The organism is Bradyrhizobium sp. C-145 (genome assembly GCF_023375135.1).
Taxonomy (GTDB): domain Bacteria; phylum Pseudomonadota; class Alphaproteobacteria; order Rhizobiales; family Xanthobacteraceae; genus Bradyrhizobium; species Bradyrhizobium zhanjiangense.
In genome coordinates, this window is sequence record NZ_CP088150.1 from 2,447,497 (window position 1) to 2,463,008 (window position 15,512).

Sequence of the window (15,512 nt, forward strand, 5' to 3'; positions counted from 1 at the left end):
CCCAATCTAGGCGTTTGGACGGCAATGGCAAAGGGTCGTCCCGCGCCGGCCCGTTTGATCCGGATCAATTCACCCGCAGGATGCGGGTGGGCGGTAGCGGACCGATCGGCCCGTGCGCCCGGAAGAACGCGAACAGCGCGTCGGCGTCGTAGCCGCCATATTGCGGCGCCGAGCCCTGTTTGGCGACGGTAAAGCCGTCGCCGCCGACGGCGAGGTAGTCGTTGAGGGTGACGCGGTAGCCGCTTCCAGCTTCGATCGGCCTGCCGCTGAGCGTCATCTTCTCCGGCATTACGCGCTCGCCGAATGGTTTCGCCGCATCCCAGGCATAGCTGAATCCGTTCGACACCTGCAGGATCCGCGGCCGCTTCGGGTCGAGCCATTGCTGTTCCAGCAAGTCCTTGAGCTGGCGGCCTGTGAGCGTCATGGTGACGAGACGGTTGCGGAACGGCTGGCTGGCGAAGACATCGCCAAATGTTATCGCGCCGTTCTCCTTGGGAACGATGTCGGTGCGGATGCCGCCGGGATTGGTGAGCGCGATCACGGCGCCGCCGTCCTTGGCATCGCGGGTTGCAAGCAATTGCGCATCCGCAATGATGTCGCCGAGCGCGCTTTCGCCGGCCTCGTTCGGAATGCGCGACAGCGTCTGCGTCACCGATCCGGCCGGCCGGTTCGCGATCGGCGCCGACAGCTTGTCGTAGGCCTCGATCAATGCGGTCTGCTCGGCATCCTTAGGCAGCGAGGCATTGGCGACGATGACGTTCTCGGCTCTGGCGCTGACGATGTCGCGGCTTGCGGGATCGAGCTTGAGGTCGATCGCGGTGACCAGCGTGCCGAATTTGTCGCCGCTGGTGACGAGCCGTCCATCGATATTGCAGACATAGGCGCGATGGGTGTGACCGCTGACGACGACGTCGACGGCGCGATCGAACTTCTTGACGATGTCGACGATCGGGCCCGAGATGCCGGGACATTCGTTGTAGTCGCCGGCAGGCTCGCCGCCTTCGTGGATCAGCACGACGATCGCTTCCACCCCGCGCGCCTTCAATTGCGGCACGAGCGCATTCACCGTCTCGGCTTCGTCGCGGAATTCGAGACCGGAAATGCCGGCGGGCGAGACGATGCCGGCGGTGCCTTTCAACGTCAGTCCGATGAAGCCGACGGAGATGCCGTCGAACTCCCTGATCTCAAACGGCGGCAGCACGCTTTTGCCGGTCGCGGTCTCGATGGTCGAGGCCGCGAGATAGCGGAATTTGGCGCCCGTGAAGGGATGCGGCCCCTGGCAGCCGTCGACCGGATGGCAGCCGCCGTTCTGCATCCGCAAGAGCTCGGTCTTGCCCTCGTCGAATTCGTGATTGCCGACCGAGGTGATCGCAAGACCCATCATCGAGAGCGACTCGATCGAAGGCTCGTCGTGAAACATCGCCGACAGGAATGGGCTCGCGCCGATCAGGTCGCCGGCAGCGACGAAGATTGTGTTCCTGTGTCCTTCGCGCAGCTGCTTCACCAGCGTCGCCATGTATTCGGCGCCACCGGCCGCCACCATCACCTTCTTGGCTCTATCCTCGGGATCTCCGACGCGAATGCCGCCCGGCGGCGGACGCAGATTGCCGTGGAAATCGTTGACCGCAAGAATGCGCAGCTCGACCGGCGCGGCGGTCTGGGCCGAGGCGCGGAGGGCAAAGGTAAGGGCGAGCGCGAAGGCGGTCAGGCGGATAAGATGTCGCATGGAACCAGATTAGACGTTCGGCGCGAAGATTTCACGAAGCCTTCTGTTGCGTGCGGCGACTGCCGCGCACTCCCACCCGCCCCTTGAGGGGGCGGGTCGGTTCGCATGAAATGCGAACCGGGGCGGGGTGACCTCCAGGGGAGGGTGGCAGCAGCGTGCTCACTTCACCGCTTCTTCCGGTTCGCGAACGCATTGAACGCCGCCACCGCTTCCTCCGACTTCAGCCGCTCGCCGAACAGATGGCCTTCCTGGTCGATGCGGCGGGTGAGCTCCTCGGGCGGGGCGCGCAGCAGTCGGCGCGATGTCGCGACCGCCTCGGCCGGCAAGCGGCAGATCTCGCGCGCCACCTTGCGCGCCTCGACCTCGGTGTGTCCCGGCGAGACCACGGTGTTGACGAAGCCTGCGGCGTGCGCCTCCGCGGCGGAAAAAGTCCGCCCCATCACCAGCATCGCGAAGGCGCGCTGGTAGCCCATCGTGTTCGGCATCAGCAGGCTGGCCGCACCCACTGGTACGAGCCCGAGATGGATATAAGGTGCGGAGAAGGTCGCAGCGTTCGAGGCGAGCACATAGTCGCAGTGGAACAGCATCACGGTGCCCATGCCGATCGAGGCGCCGTCCACGGCGGCGATGATCGGCTTGGCATTGAGGGCGAGCGAATAGAGAAACTTGGCGCCATTCGACAGCATCTCGGGCTGCGAGGCGTCGGCCTTCAGGAAATCTTCGATGTCGTCGCCGGCGGTGAACACGCCGGAGCCGCCGGTGATGATCATGCAGCGAATGTCGGAGTTGTTCTGCGCGGTGTCGATCGCGTGACTCATCTCCCGATACATGTCCTGCGTGATCGCGTTCTTCTTGCTTGGACGACGCAGGGTGATCACGCGCGTTCCACGCTCTTCGGTGACGACGATATTGCCATTCGGCATGAGAGCCCCCTGCGGTCGCCGCGGCGCTTGCTTTTGGCGTGACTCACGAAACGTCAGCCTACATCATCTTGCAGGCGTGCCAATGCGCTGGCTCAAGCTTTTCGATGCCGATCTTGTGACGCAGGTACATGGCGCCCGCCGCATCGGTGGGGTCTCGCTATTGCGCGTTGCAACAAATGGCTACAATGTTTCAATTGAAAAACCGCTGGTTGTGGGGCACGATCGCACATTGCACCGTTTGCTTTGACTGATTGCTCGATTGATGATTGCCAAAACTGGTGTCGACGAATCCTCGCTGCACTACCGCGGCTGGCGCGTGGTGCTGGCCTGCTTCCTGATGGCTTTCTTCATGTTCGGCTTCGGCCTCTACGGCCAAGGCGTCTATCTCGCCGAGCTGCAGCGCGCCCATGGCTGGCCGGGCACGCTGGTCTCCGCGGCCAGCACCTTTTCGTTCCTCCTGACCTCCGTCCTCGTCATCTTCACCGACGATCTGCTCGCCCGCATCGGATTGCGCGCGCTGATCCTGTGCGGCCTGTCGGCGCTCGGTGCTTCGACCGTGCTGCTGGCGCTGATGCAGACGCCCTGGCAGCTCTATCTGGCCTATGCGCTGATGTCGGTCGGCTGGACCGGCATGGGCACCGTGGTGATCGCGACCGTGCTGAACTCCTGGTTCGAGCGGCGCCGCGGGCTCGCGCTCAGCCTCGCCTTCAACGGTGCGACCTGCGGCGGCATCGTCCTCGTCCCGTTGCTGCTGTCGCTGACCGGCAGCATCGGCTTCCGTTCCGCGATGCTGGCGGTCACGTTCGCAATGGTGCTGCTGGTGCTGCCGGTGGTCGTGACGTTCATCGGTTGGCCCGCCGGGACCTCGCTGGCACCGGCCGGACGTCCGTCCGGTGGCGATGCGGCCGCACCCGGCCAGTCGCGCAAGGCGCTGCTCGCCAACGCAGCGTTCTGGACCATGGTGCTGCCGATCGCGATCGCGCTGCTGGCGCAGATGGGCTTCATCATCCATCAGGTAACGTTTCTCGAGCCGCTGATCGGGCGCGCCAGCGCGGGCCTCGCCGTCACTCTCATGGCGGCGATGGCGGTGATCGGCCGCCTGTCGCTCGGCCTGTTCGTCGACCGGCTCGATCCGCGGCTCGCCTGCGCGGCGTCGATGACGAGCCAGGCCGCGGCTCTCTTCGTGCTGATCCAAAGCACGAATCCGACCGTGCTGCTGGCGTGCTGCGCCGTCTATGGCTTCTCGATCGGCAACATGATCACGTTCCCGCCTCTGATCATCCAGCGCGAGATCGGCGCTTCTGCCTTCGCGGCCGCGATGGGGCTCGGCACCTCGATCAGCGGCATCGTCAGCGCCTTCGGCCCCGGCATCGTCGGCCTGGTGCGGAGCTTTACCGGCAATTACACGACGGCGTTCGCGCTGTGCGTGGTGCTCGATCTCGTCGCGGCGGCCGTCGTGTTGTGGCGGCCGGGGGGAAGGGCGGATGTCGCAGCTTCGTAGCCTGGAGCGCGGCGCAATCCGGTCGTGTGTGGTACGCTCGTCCCACACATTCGGTGTCATCGCCCCGATTTGATCGGGCGATCCAGTACCCAGTGGCGTCAGTCGCTTATCGAGAAGCCGCGGCGTACTGGATTCCCCGCATTCGCGGGGAATGACAGCGGGGAGGAGGTCAGATCTCCCATCCCAAACGCGGCAGTGCTTCGCGCCTACAGCAGCACCGCATCCGCCGCCGCGACCGACTCCGCACTCTCCGTCACGGTGCGCTCGAGCGAAGGCGCCTGCACCGTGATGTTCTCGGCGAAGAAGCGGGCGAGCGAGACGTAGCGCGCGGCGTCCGTGGTGCCGTCGGCCTTGGCGGCGAGCGCCTCAGAGGCCAGCATGCAGCCGCCGAGCGTGGCGCCGAACTGCTGCAGATAGGGCGTAGCTCCCGCAAGCGCCTCGTTCGGCGCGGACGCAACGCGCTCCAACAGCCATTTGCTGGTGCGCGTCAGCGCTTCCACCGCCTCGCGCAGCTTGGTGGCGGTGGTGCCGAAGGCGGGATCGTTGGAGGCCTCGACTTGGCTGACGATAGCCGAGAGTTCGTCGAGCAGCGCCCACACCGCCGCACCGCCATTGGCCGCGAGCTTGCGCGTGACGAGGTCGATCGCCTGGATGCCGTTGGTGCCTTCGTAGATCGCGGTGATGCGGGCATCGCGATAGTGCTGCGCAGCGCCGGTCTCCTCGATGAAGCCCATGCCGCCATGCACCTGCACGCCGAGATAGGCGACCTCATTGCCGATGTCGGTGGAATAGCCCTTGGCGATCGGCGTCAGCAGCGCCGCGCGTGCGGCCGCATCGGCACGCACCTTCGCGTCCTTGGCGCGGGTGGAAACGTCGATCGCGACCGCGGTCGCATAGCAGATGGTGCGCGCCGCGGCGGTCTGCGCCCGCATCCGCATCAGCATGCGCTTGACGTCGGGATGGACGAAGATCGCATCCGAGCCGTCGCCCTTGTTGCCGACCGCACGGCCCTGCTTGCGTTCTTGGGCGTAGGACAGTGCCTGCTGATAGGCGCGATCAGCGACACCGACGCCCTCGAGGCCGACGCCGAGGCGGGCCTGGTTCATCATCGTGAACATGCAGCGCATGCCCTGGTTCTCTTCGCCGATCAGGAAGCCGATGGCGCCGCCATGATCGCCCATGGTCATGGTGCAGGTCGGCGAAGCATGCATGCCGAGCTTGTGCTCGACGCCGCTCGCATAGATGTCGTTGCGCTGCCCCAGCGAGCCGTCGGCATTGACCATGAATTTCGGCACGAGGAACAGCGAGATCCCCTTGGTGCCGGCGGGCGCGTCAGGCAGGCGCGCCAGCACGAAATGCACGATGTTTTCGGTCATGTCGTGCTCGCCATAGGTGATGAAGATCTTCGTCCCCTTGATGCGATAGGTGCCGTCGGCCTGCCGCTCGGCGCGGGTGCGCAGCGCGCCGACGTCGGAGCCGGCCTGCGCCTCGGTGAGCTGCATCGTGCCGGTCCACTCGCCGGAGACGAGCTTCTCGAGATAGATCTTTTTCAGCTCGTCGCGGCCATGCGCCTCCAGCGCCTCGATCGCGGAAGCCGTCAGCAGCGGGCAGAGGCCGAAGGCGAGGTTGGCGGCGCTCCAGATCTCGGTGCAGGCGGCGTTGATCGCAAGTGGCAGGCCTTGGCCGCCAAAACCTTCCGGGCCCGAGACGGCGTTCCAGCCGCCCTCGGTCCAACGCTTGTAGGCGTCCGGCCAGCCCGGCGCGGTCGTGACCTTGCCCTCGCTCAGCTTGATGCCGTGCTCGTCGCCAACCTTGTTGAGCGGCGCCAGCACGTCGGACGCGAACTTGCCGGCTTCCTCCAGCACCGCCGCGGCAATATCGGCGTCGAAATCGCCGTAATGGCCGGCCGCCACGGCGGCCTTGAGGCCCGCGCCGTGGTTGAGCGACAGCAGCATGTCAGAGATCGGCGCGCGGTAGGTCATGGCTCACTCCCGTGGACAAATATTGGCGCCGTATTCCCATGAAACGGGGGCGGTCTCAATGGCCGGGGAGGGACGCGCCGGCCGGGAGCGGGGCCATCGCCGTGCCTATAATATAGAGTGAGGAGGGGAGGGTCGCCCGCCCGTGTGGTATTTTGCCCTCCAGGCGGTTGAAATGCCGCGTCGCTCCCTATAGACCGGCAGCACCTGAGGGGAATCCGCGGTAGCCCGATCTTCCGTCGTTCCCTCAGTCACCTGTTGGGGCGTAGCCAAGCGGTAAGGCAGCGGATTTTGATTCCGCCATTCGGAGGTTCGATCCCTCCCGCCCCAGCCAGATTGCCCGCCCCGCCTGAGACCACTCCCGAAATCGGCCTGGCTGGGGAGCTGCTGGGTCTGGCGCGGCCTCGTCACGCAGTGAAGTCGCATCGGAGCGCGACCGGCCGTCCGGGTCTCAGCGAGATGCGCGCTGTCGCTCGAAAGTGTCGTGGCAGACCGACGAAGCCCGCGACGTGGAGCGTGCCTGCACCGTCCTCGTTGGGCGTCCTTTCGTAGCTTCTTTGTCGGCCTGTCGCCCCGGCTCTTGTCGCCAGATGTGTGTGCCTCCCCGGAGCGACCAGGGCTGGGTTGTCATAGTCGGTGTCAGCGACGACAGGTTGATGATCGGCGCTGCGACATGTTCTCCCAAGACAGGAACGCCCTCGGAGCGGCCGAGTTAGGCCGACAAAACCACTTGTGAAGGAGACAAGGTCATGGCCCGCGCAACAGCACATCCGAATCATCAATGCATCTCGAGCGAAGATATTCAGGGAACCAAGGTGTATGGTGCAGATGGAAAGAATATCGGTGAGGTTGATCACCTCATCATCGACAAGGTGTCAGGCCGCGTGGCTTATGCCGTCATGAGCTTCGGCGGATTCGTTGGCTTGGGTCACAGCCACTACCCCATTCCCTGGGGCGCTCTGACATTTGATACGTCGCTTGACGGTTTTCGAACCAACATCACCGAGCAACAGCTGAAGGATGCGCCTGAGTTCAGCGATGACTCCTGGCAGGATCGAGACTGGGAAACGCGAACTCACCGCTATTATGGGATGCCCACCTATTGGGAAGGGCGAGGTGGCCTATAACGCCTGGCGGCGCGTCGGAAATTTCCAATCGTGAGTGCCAGCTGAATTGATCAGCCGGCCCTCATTGGATGCTGTCGGATTTGATCCTGCCGACTGACGCTAGGACGCTAGAATGATCCGGCCCCGAAGGGCAGCGTTAGTGCAAAGTGTGCAGCGGTTTTCCTCGCGACAAACGCCGAACGCGTTTGCGCGGAGATCATGCTCAAACGTTCAGCCAGCGCTCCCTATCCCTCATACTGGTCCGGCCCCATTGCCCAGGCCGCCTCGTCGTGCCCGTACGCATAATTCCGGTTGTTGATCGCCGGATTGCGATTGACCATCGGGCGCATGAACATCGGATGGGTGGCGCTGCGCACCTCGTGCTCGACGGTGAAGAGGTGCTTGCTGCTATCGAGGTCGACGATGTCGCAGAACCGGTACTGGTATTGATTGTCCTCGCGGGAGATCAGGCCGCGCGCCAGCAGCTTGCGGTACGGGCCCGAGAAGTCGGTGATGTAAATCTGCACATGGTGGCCGTCATAGTCGCCCTGCGGCCGATCGGTCTCGCGGAACAGCAGATGCTGGTCGCGGCCCGTCTTCACCGCGGCAACCTTGCCGTCGCCGTTCCGCAAGTCGGCGGGCATGCCCATGACTTCAGGATAGAACGCGCAGATGCCGGCCGCGGAGCCCACCGGCACGTCGAACTCGACATAGGGAATGCCGAGCGCGATGCGCCCGAAGCGCGCAGCGTCCGGCTCGTAGCAGCGCAGGCGGTTGCCCCACGGGCAGGTCGCCTCGACATGGTCGTTGCGCTCGGCGAATGCGAAGGCCGTGCCCTCGAGCTTCTTCGCGACCGATGCGAGCCGCGCCAGCAGCGCCTCGCGGCCCGCGATGACCAGCCCGATATGGCCGCGCAGCACTTGCGGCCTGCCGCTCGGCAAATGAAACTGGCTTCGCCCGGCATTGATCCACATGTTGGTGTCGGACACCATCAGATAGGGATCGCGGGTCAGCCCGAGCCCCGTGACGTAAAACAGGGTCGCCAGGCGCTGATCCGGGACCTGCACGTTGACGTGCTCGAAATGGATCGCATTCCCGAGATCTTCGGCTGATCGATCGAATGGCTGCGGCATGGATGTGTGCTTCCGGCTGGGGGATCTAGGGCCATACTAGAGCAGAATTTCCGTCCGCCGAAACTGGTCGCCGTTCACATCTCGCGGGCTGGGCATCATGTCCATTGCCGCCTTGCTGCGGCGTGCAGTCCCTGTAATCTGGCGAAAACATTGGGGAAGGGATCGATGGGAGGAGTTCTGGACGGCGTCCGCGTTCTCGATTTCGGGCGCTATATCGCAGGTCCCTATTGCGCGACCTTGCTGGCCGAATTCGGCGCCGAGGTCATTCGCGTCGAAAAGCGCGACGGCAGCGAGGATCGCTTCGTGGCGCCGGTGGGCGAAGATGGCGAAGGCGCGCTGTTTCTCCAGGTCAACCGCAACAAGAAGTGCATCACGCTCGATCCGATGAAGGCGGAGGGGCAGGAGGTGATGCGCCGCCTGGTTGCCACCGCGGACGTGGTCGTCGCCAATCTGCCGCCGCAGACCCTGCGCGCGATGAAGCTCGACTACGAATCCTTGAAGGCGGTCAAGCCCGACATCATCCTGACCACGGCGACCGCGTTCGGCGGGCCGGGGCCCTGGTCCGACCGCGTCGGCTTCGACGGCGTCGGCCAGGTCATGTCGGGGTCGGTGTACATGACGGGCGCGGGCGATCCGCCGTATCGGGCCGCGGTGAACTGGGTCGATTTCGGTACGGCGCTGCACTGCGCGTTCGGAACGCTCGCCGCGCTGATCGAGCGCGGCAAATCCGGGCGCGGGCAGGTCGTCGAGGGCGCATTGCTCGCAACCGCCTTGTCCTTCACCAATGCCACGCTGATCGAGCAGGCGGTCATCAACGTCAACCGCGTGCCGACAGGCAATCTCGGCCAGACCGCGGCTCCAGCCGACATCTACCGCACCAACGACGGCTGGGTGCTGTGCCAGGTCACCGGTCATCCGCTGTTCAAGCGTTGGGCGAGGCTGATGGGCGAGGAGGAGCAGTGGCTGAACGATCCGCGCTTTGCCGACGACATCAGCCGCGGTAACAACGGCCCCATCATCAGCGAACGGATGGCGCGCTGGTGCGCCGAGCGCACCACGCAGGAGGCGGTCGACACGCTGGGACGTGCGATGATCCCGACCGGACCTGTCCTCAGCCCGCAACAGGCGCTGGACCATCCGCACATCCGTGCCGCCGGCTTCATGCAGGACGTCGATTATCCCGGCCTGCCGAAGCCCGCACCGGTCGCTCGCGCTGCCGTGCGGCTGTCGGAGACGCCGGGCGACATCGCAACGCGTTCGCCGAGGCTCGGCGAGCACACCGATCTCGTCCTGACTGAGCTCGGCTACGACGAGGCCGCGATCGCGGCGCTCCGGCAGGGCGGCATCATCTAGCTATCACGGTGCAAGCTCCGGGATGGCGGAGCATTCAAAGCGAGCTGCCGCCGCAGATGACCAGCTGCTGTCCGGTGATGGCGGCGGCTTCCGCCGAGAGCAGGAAGGCGACCGCGCCGGCAACTTCCTCGGAGCGGATGTAACGGCCGATTGGCGGCAGTTTTGGTGCAACATCAGCGCGCGAGGGATCCTTCAACATCGGCGTCTCGGTCGCAGCCGGCGCAACCACGTTGACCGTGACGCCGCGCGGCGCGAGCTCGATTGCCCAAGACCGGGCCAGCGCGATCAGCGCCGCCTTCGTCGCGGCATATTGCCCGCGGCCGGACGCACCCGATGCGGTTCGGCTGCCGATGAAGACGATGCGCCCTCCTTTCGGCAGGCGCGGTGCCAGCGCGTCGGCGAGGCGCTCGGCGGCGTCGACATGCAGCCGCCACATCGCCGCTCCCTCCTCGTGGTCGAGCAATCCGAGGTGACCGACCCTAAGCATGCCGGCGGCATGAACCAGTGCGGTCGGCGTGATGCCCGCGACGGCGTCCGCGATGGCCCCGACGTCGGCAAGGTCGAGCGACACATGATCGAAGGCCGGATGCTCGAACAGTCCGGGCCGGCGGCTGATCCCGGTGACGCGCCAACCGTCGCGCAGCAGCCGCTCGACGATCGCAGCGCCGATCCCCGAGCTGGCGCCGGTGACGAGGGCGTGAGGCCTCATGTGCACCATCTCAGCCCTGGGCGGCGCGCGTCACCCATGGTTCGGTCACGCGTACATATTTGATGGCGCGGCGGTGGAAGGTGAACGCCATGTGGAGCGCGCCGTCGGCGGTCTGCTTGACGGTCGGGTAGGATAGCTCGCGATTGCTTTGCTCGCGCGAATTGTTGGTCATGCAATAGCCGTCGCCGGTCTCGACGTTGCGCCTGGTCCAGCTCCGTCCACCGTCGGCCGAGACCGCCAGCGTCATCGGTGCCCGCGGCGCGCCCCAGAATGCGGTGCGACCGTTCGCCGTGCTGCCGTCGGCGGCGAGAACCGGTGGCAGATCATCTTCGATTTCGTCATAGAGCGAGAGCCGACGCCCGGTTGCGTCATTGGCGCTCGAGTCGTTGAACACGAGTGCGAGATGGCCGTTCACGAGCCGCGTAAACTGGATAGATGAGTTGTTGTTGGGAAGCGCGGTCGCAACCGGCGCTGACCAGGTGCGGCCGTGATCCGCGGACCTGCTCTGATAGATGTTGTCGGCCCAGCGGCTGCGATACAGCGCGAGCAGCGAGCCGTCGTCGAGGCGCGCGATGCACATATGCACACAGCCGCGGCTGCCGGGGACGTCGACGTCCCGCCAGGTCGCGCCGGCATCCGACGAGATCTTCACCGCGCTGGTGTCCTCGTCGCCGTTCCATTTCCGGCCCGGCGTGCTGTGGCAATAGAACACGGGCAGCAGCCAGTCGCCATTGTCGAGCACGACGAGCGGCTGGCGGATGAAGGTGCCGCGGCCGCGCTGCTCCGGGAACAGCGTCTCGATCGGGCCCCAGCTCTTGCCATTGTTACGCGAGAGACGGCGGCGGATCAGCGCGGTGTCCTGGTTTCCGGCGAGCTGAGCCGTCCACATCAGCCACAGCGTGCCGTCGGGAGCGGGAAACAGCACCGGGTTCTGCTCCGAACGTCCCTTGTCATCGGAGAGCTTTTCAGGCGGCGACCACTGTGTCGCGCCACGGGGTAGGCGTGAAAAGTAGATGGAGATATCCGACATACCCTCCTGCGTGCCGCCGAACCAGACGCAAGCCAGATCTCCGCCCGCGAGCGGCATAAGATTGGCGGCGTGGTTCTGCACGCAAGGCGAGGGAATGAAGGCGTCGAACCGCTCGGGATCACCGGCCATCGGGCGGACGACGCCATCGGCGACGATCTCCATGTCGGCGATCATGTCGAGGTCCTTTCCAACAGGGCGTTTGGTTGCGCCGCCTGCGGCGTCGCCGGGGCGGTGGGCGAGCGGCCCAGCACCAGGCGCTCGATCGCCATCACGATCAACGGCGTCACGGCGGCGACGTACATGTTGTCGATGCCGAATGGGTTGCCCAGCAGGTACCAGACCGTGGTCGACACCGCCGCGCCGATCAGCCCGGCCGTGGCGCCGCGGTTGCTGGCAAACAGCGGCAGATAGAAGCCCATCATCGCCACCATCGTGATCGACAGCCGCAGTGCGCGCGTGAAGAACGACAGCTTGAGGATCTCCGGAACGAAGAAGACGAAGACCAGCGGCACGATGCCGATCAGCACCGAGAATACGCGGGTCATCTTCAGCTCGCGCTCCGGCGTCGGCTTCCAGTAGGGAACGTAGAAGTCGCGCACCACGAGCGAGGCGATCGCGAGCGCCACCGTGCAGACGCTGACGAAGATCGAGGCGACGAGCGAGGTGGTCACGAAGGCCGAGGCCAGCGGCGGCATCTTCTCGAGGAACACCGGCAGGGCGTAGAGGCTGTTCATATCAGGGTAGAGGAATTTCGCGGCGACACCGATCAGTGCGAGGAGGATGCCGAGCGGCAGGCAGAACGCGGCGGCATAGAAGGTCGCCTTACGGGCGTCGTCGGCGCTCGGCGTCGAGGAGATCGCCTGGACAATGAACTGCGTCGAAAAGATCGCGCCGACCGTGCCGAAGGTCCAGGCGAAGATGGTCGCAAAGCCGATCTTGCCGTCCCAGCTGAAATAGTGCACTGGCAGCTTGGCCTGCATCGGCGCAATCCCGCCGGTCAGCGACATCGCCACCGCAAAGATGATGAGGATGCCGACGACCTTGAAGGCGCTGTGCAGGATCGTCACCCAGGCGACGCCCTTCAAGCCGCCGAACACGTAGTAGAAGGTGCTGACGACAGCAATGATGCACATCGCGACCGGCAGGCTGACATGCAGCGCCGTGGCGATCGCGGCTGCTCCGCTGACGTAATTGCCGACATTCACCAGCAGCAGGGCGTAGATCATGATCACCGATACCGTGAGCATGGTCGACTTGCCGTATTTCTGCGCAATCGCGGCCGAGATGGTGTATTCGCCGGAATTGTAGAGCTTCTTCACCATCAACAGCCCGAACAGCAAGAAGCCGATCGAGGCGCCGAGCACGGCCCAGCCTGCCGCGATGCCCGACTGGAAGGTCTCCTGCGCCGTGCCGACGGTCGACTTGGCCCCAACGAATTCGGACATCATCAGCACGCCGACGACGACGGCCGGCATTGCGCGCGCGCCAGTCATGAACTGGTCGCTGGTTCGGCTGCGCAGTTTCAGCGTGAGCCAGGACGTGAAGGCGATATAGGCGACGATCATCGTGACGATGAGCGTGCTCTCGCCGTTGAGGATGGCTTGCATCGTTGACGTTTCCTCTGGTGACGGACGCGGTGTTGTGAGCCCGCTCTGCAAAATGTTCGGAATGCGAACAATTGTTGTCAATGCCTATTAGACCTCTCAAGACGCCGTGCGTCAAGCGCAGGGGCGCGCCGCGAGGCGCGGAACGCGCGGGGCAGCGGGTGTCCGTTCCCGTCGTCAACGGCTGGAATCAAGAGGTCGAGCTATGCGGGGCGAGCCGGCGTCCGCCTGCTACAGCAACTGCTTCAGCGCCCGTGCATCGGCCGGTGCCGCGCTCTTCTGGTCGTTGTCGAAATAGACATAGACGTCGCAGCCCTGCCGCTTCCACGATTTGATCCGCCGCGCCCATTGCGCGAGCGTGGCTTTGGTATAGTGCCCGTGATAACGCCCGCTCGGCCCGTGTCCGCGCACATAGACGAAATCCGCCGTGCGCTTCCATGGTGCCGGCGCATCGTGATGGTCGGACAGGCACAGCGAGATGTTCTCGTCGGCCAGCATTCGCAGAATGCGCGGCTGATACCAGCTCGGATGACGGAATTCGAAGCTGTAACGCCGTTTTCCGGACAACAGCTTGAAGAAGGCGGCGAGGCGGTCGGCGTCCGCCTCGAATTGCGGCGGGAGCTGGAACAGGATCGGGCCGGCTTTGCGGCCCAGCCGTGAGATGCGATCCTCCAGCAGCTCGAGGCTGTTGACGGAGCGGCCCGACAGGCGCTTCCAGTGCGTGATGAATTTCGACGCCTTCCAGGCGAAGACGAAATCGCGGCCGGTCTGCTCCCGCCACCCTTTCACCGCTTCCGGCGTCGGCGTGCGGTAGAACACGCCGTTCAGCTCGGTGGTGTCGAACTGTCCGGCGTAGTAGCGCAGCTGCTCCTTCAGCGTCACGCCCTCGGGAAAGAACGGGCCTCGCCAGGAGGCGTAATGCCAGCCGGAGGTGCCGATCAGAACGCGCGCCATCTTTTACGTGCCATTCGTTGCAATTTGCCGGAAGGGAACGTCCGTGCGGCCGATACGTTGCTCTTGATCAACGCAGGACCGGAACCGATGTACGCGCTGTTCGAAGGCAACAAGCAGATCGGCAGTCCCTTTCCGACCGAGAAAGAGGTGTGGGAAGCCGCCTTGATCGAGGGATTGGTGACCGACGTCCCGGTCGCCGACGAGGAAGGTGGCCGGATTCTGCCGGCCGGCTATCACGTCAAGCGGGTGGACGAGGTTTGCGAGCCGCGGTCGGATTGGAAGCTGCCGCGCGAGATTTCGTGAGCTAGTTCGAGGCCAGCGCCGTCTTGGCGACCTCAGCCATCCAACCGGAGGCCGCCGGCAGGATCGCGTCGTTGAAATCGTAGCGCGGGCCGTGCAGCTCGGCCCCGTCGCGTAACTCGCCATTGCCGATCCAGACAAAGGCGCCCGGCCGCTGCTGCAGAAAGTGGGCAAAATCCTCACCGGCCATGCTGGGCGCGAGGTCGCGCCGCACCGGAGCCTGCACCTTCTCTGCGGCGATGCGGGCGAGGCCCGCTTCCGCCGGTGTGTTGACCACCACGCCGACACCCATGACGATCTCCGGCGTGACCTTGACGCCAAAGCTGGTCGCGATGCCAGCGCAGCTGCGCTCGATCCCGTCGAGGATGGTGTCCTTGACCGCGTCGCGGTGATACCGCAGCGTGCCGCGGATCGTGACGCGTCCGGCGATCTGGTTCGGCGCGGTGCCGCCTTCGATCATGCACAGCGAGAGCACGGCAGTGTCGAGCGGATCGACGCCGCGCGCCACGATCGATTGCAGCGCCACGATCAAATGGCCGGCCGCCATCACTGGATCGCGCGTCAGATGCGGCATGCCGGCATGCCCGGCATGGCCCTCGATGGTGATGGTGATGCGCCCGCCGGAGGCCATGACGACGCCGTCATGGACCGCGATGCTGCCGGCGGCAAGGCCCGGCCAGTTGTGAAAGCCGAACACCCGCTCCATCGGGAAGCGGTCGAACAGCCCGGCCGCGACCATCGCGCGCGAGCCGCCAAAGCCTTCTTCGGCCGGCTGGAAGATGAAATCGACCGTGCCGCTCCAATCGGTGTCGGCGGCGAGCAGCGCCGCCGCACCGAGCAGCGAGGCGGTGTGCCCGTCATGGCCGCAGGCATGCATCACGCCGGGAGTTGTCGAGGCGTAGGGCAGGCCGGTGTCCTCGGTGATCGGCAGCGCATCCATGTCGGCGCGCAGGCCGACGCGCCTCTGCGCATGCCCGCGCATCAAGGTCGCGACGATGCCGTGCCCGCCGATGCCTGAGACGAAGGGAATGCCGAGCTCGGTGAGCCGGTCCTGCACGAAGGCGGCGGTGGCCTTCTCCTGGAGGGACAATTCGGGATGCGCATGCAGGTGCTGGCGCCACGCGGTCAGTTTCTGGTGCAGCTCGGGTGTCAAGATAGAAGCTCTTGGGTGATGTCGGTTGCGGCTATCATATC

The 15,512-nt window shown here is 65.2% G+C and carries 14 protein-coding genes and 1 tRNA gene; 6 read left to right on the top strand and 9 right to left on the bottom strand.

The features are described 5' to 3' along the window. Positions 1 to 64: 64 nt before the first annotated feature. Both LRP30_RS11295 and LRP30_RS11300 read right to left on the bottom strand, forming a co-directional pair. Positions 65 to 1,726 carry a bifunctional metallophosphatase/5'-nucleotidase gene (locus LRP30_RS11295; protein WP_249760346.1) on the bottom strand — a complete coding sequence of 554 codons (1,662 nt, stop codon included), beginning with the start codon at positions 1,724 to 1,726 and terminating at the stop codon, positions 65 to 67. A gap of 164 nt (positions 1,727 to 1,890) precedes the next feature. Next, the gene (locus LRP30_RS11300; protein ID WP_128939580.1) at positions 1,891 to 2,649 is read right to left on the bottom strand and encodes an enoyl-CoA hydratase-related protein; all 759 of its coding nucleotides are present in this window, start codon (positions 2,647 to 2,649) and stop codon (positions 1,891 to 1,893) included. Positions 2,650 to 2,731: 82 nt separating this feature from the next. On the opposite strand from LRP30_RS11300, the gene LRP30_RS11305 reads away from it, so the two are divergent. After that, complete coding sequence (locus LRP30_RS11305; RefSeq protein WP_164934634.1) at positions 2,732 to 2,896, top strand: hypothetical protein; 165 nt, start codon at positions 2,732 to 2,734, stop codon at positions 2,894 to 2,896. Positions 2,897 to 2,911: 15 nt separating this feature from the next. Next, complete coding sequence (locus LRP30_RS11310) at positions 2,912 to 4,150, top strand: MFS transporter (protein ID WP_249760347.1); 1,239 nt, start codon at positions 2,912 to 2,914, stop codon at positions 4,148 to 4,150. 206 nt (positions 4,151 to 4,356) lie between these two features. Here LRP30_RS11310 and LRP30_RS11315 read toward each other — a convergent pair whose 3' ends face one another. Then, positions 4,357 to 6,132, bottom strand: coding sequence for an acyl-CoA dehydrogenase (locus tag LRP30_RS11315; RefSeq protein WP_249760348.1), 1,776 nt, complete (start codon positions 6,130 to 6,132; stop codon positions 4,357 to 4,359). 256 nt (positions 6,133 to 6,388) lie between these two features. On the opposite strand from LRP30_RS11315, the gene LRP30_RS11320 reads away from it, so the two are divergent. Both LRP30_RS11320 and LRP30_RS11325 read left to right on the top strand, forming a co-directional pair. Further along, a tRNA-Gln gene (locus LRP30_RS11320) sits at positions 6,389 to 6,463 on the top strand. Positions 6,464 to 6,878: 415 nt separating this feature from the next. Beyond that, positions 6,879 to 7,256: a PRC-barrel domain-containing protein gene (locus tag LRP30_RS11325; protein WP_128935279.1), complete on the top strand. Its 378-nt coding sequence runs from the start codon at positions 6,879 to 6,881 to the stop codon at positions 7,254 to 7,256. Between the two features lie 224 nt (positions 7,257 to 7,480). Here LRP30_RS11325 and LRP30_RS11330 read toward each other — a convergent pair whose 3' ends face one another. Then, complete coding sequence (locus tag LRP30_RS11330) at positions 7,481 to 8,368, bottom strand: hypothetical protein (RefSeq protein WP_249760349.1); 888 nt, start codon at positions 8,366 to 8,368, stop codon at positions 7,481 to 7,483. Positions 8,369 to 8,533: 165 nt separating this feature from the next. On the opposite strand from LRP30_RS11330, the gene LRP30_RS11335 reads away from it, so the two are divergent. Next, positions 8,534 to 9,721, top strand: coding sequence for a CoA transferase (locus LRP30_RS11335; protein ID WP_249760350.1), 1,188 nt, complete (start codon positions 8,534 to 8,536; stop codon positions 9,719 to 9,721). Positions 9,722 to 9,755: 34 nt separating this feature from the next. On the opposite strand, the gene LRP30_RS11340 is transcribed toward LRP30_RS11335, so the two are convergent. The 4 genes from LRP30_RS11340 to LRP30_RS11355 form a co-directional block, all read right to left on the bottom strand. Further along, positions 9,756 to 10,430, bottom strand: coding sequence for an SDR family oxidoreductase (locus LRP30_RS11340; protein ID WP_206734290.1), 675 nt, complete (start codon positions 10,428 to 10,430; stop codon positions 9,756 to 9,758). A 10-nt stretch (positions 10,431 to 10,440) separates the two neighbouring features. Next, positions 10,441 to 11,634 (bottom strand): exo-alpha-sialidase, encoded by a 1,194-nt coding sequence (locus LRP30_RS11345; protein WP_249760351.1) that lies wholly within the window; start codon positions 11,632 to 11,634, stop codon positions 10,441 to 10,443. Then, the gene (locus LRP30_RS11350; protein WP_249760352.1) at positions 11,631 to 13,067 is read right to left on the bottom strand and encodes a sodium:solute symporter family protein; all 1,437 of its coding nucleotides are present in this window, start codon (positions 13,065 to 13,067) and stop codon (positions 11,631 to 11,633) included. The genes LRP30_RS11345 and LRP30_RS11350 overlap by 4 nt, the downstream gene beginning before the upstream one ends. Positions 13,068 to 13,295: 228 nt before the next feature. Beyond that, the gene (locus LRP30_RS11355) at positions 13,296 to 14,018 is read right to left on the bottom strand and encodes a DUF72 domain-containing protein (RefSeq protein WP_128944033.1); all 723 of its coding nucleotides are present in this window, start codon (positions 14,016 to 14,018) and stop codon (positions 13,296 to 13,298) included. Between the two features lie 87 nt (positions 14,019 to 14,105). On the opposite strand from LRP30_RS11355, the gene LRP30_RS11360 reads away from it, so the two are divergent. Then, on the top strand, positions 14,106 to 14,321 hold the full coding sequence (locus LRP30_RS11360; protein ID WP_249760353.1) for a hypothetical protein: 216 nt from the start codon (positions 14,106 to 14,108) through the stop codon (positions 14,319 to 14,321). Position 14,322: 1 nt separating this feature from the next. On the opposite strand, the gene LRP30_RS11365 is transcribed toward LRP30_RS11360, so the two are convergent. Beyond that, positions 14,323 to 15,471 (bottom strand): amidohydrolase, encoded by a 1,149-nt coding sequence (locus LRP30_RS11365; protein ID WP_249760354.1) that lies wholly within the window; start codon positions 15,469 to 15,471, stop codon positions 14,323 to 14,325. Positions 15,472 to 15,512: the final 41 nt, after the last annotated feature.

Coding starts and splice junctions, on each gene's coding strand:
- LRP30_RS11310 (WP_249760347.1), top strand. CDS start 2,912: ATGATTGCCAAAACTGGTGTCGACGAATCCTCGCTGCACTACCGCGGC.
- LRP30_RS11295 (WP_249760346.1), bottom strand. CDS start 1,726: ATGCGACATCTTATCCGCCTGACCGCCTTCGCGCTCGCCCTTACCTTT.
- LRP30_RS11345 (WP_249760351.1), bottom strand. CDS start 11,634: ATGATCGCCGACATGGAGATCGTCGCCGATGGCGTCGTCCGCCCGATG.
- LRP30_RS11330 (WP_249760349.1), bottom strand. CDS start 8,368: ATGCCGCAGCCATTCGATCGATCAGCCGAAGATCTCGGGAATGCGATC.
- LRP30_RS11315 (WP_249760348.1), bottom strand. CDS start 6,132: ATGACCTACCGCGCGCCGATCTCTGACATGCTGCTGTCGCTCAACCAC.
- LRP30_RS11350 (WP_249760352.1), bottom strand. CDS start 13,067: ATGCAAGCCATCCTCAACGGCGAGAGCACGCTCATCGTCACGATGATC.
- LRP30_RS11325 (WP_128935279.1), top strand. CDS start 6,879: ATGGCCCGCGCAACAGCACATCCGAATCATCAATGCATCTCGAGCGAA.
- LRP30_RS11340 (WP_206734290.1), bottom strand. CDS start 10,430: ATGAGGCCTCACGCCCTCGTCACCGGCGCCAGCTCGGGGATCGGCGCT.
- LRP30_RS11300 (WP_128939580.1), bottom strand. CDS start 2,649: ATGCCGAATGGCAATATCGTCGTCACCGAAGAGCGTGGAACGCGCGTG.
- LRP30_RS11335 (WP_249760350.1), top strand. CDS start 8,534: ATGGGAGGAGTTCTGGACGGCGTCCGCGTTCTCGATTTCGGGCGCTAT.
- LRP30_RS11305 (WP_164934634.1), top strand. CDS start 2,732: ATGCGCTGGCTCAAGCTTTTCGATGCCGATCTTGTGACGCAGGTACAT.
- LRP30_RS11355 (WP_128944033.1), bottom strand. CDS start 14,018: ATGGCGCGCGTTCTGATCGGCACCTCCGGCTGGCATTACGCCTCCTGG.
- LRP30_RS11360 (WP_249760353.1), top strand. CDS start 14,106: ATGTACGCGCTGTTCGAAGGCAACAAGCAGATCGGCAGTCCCTTTCCG.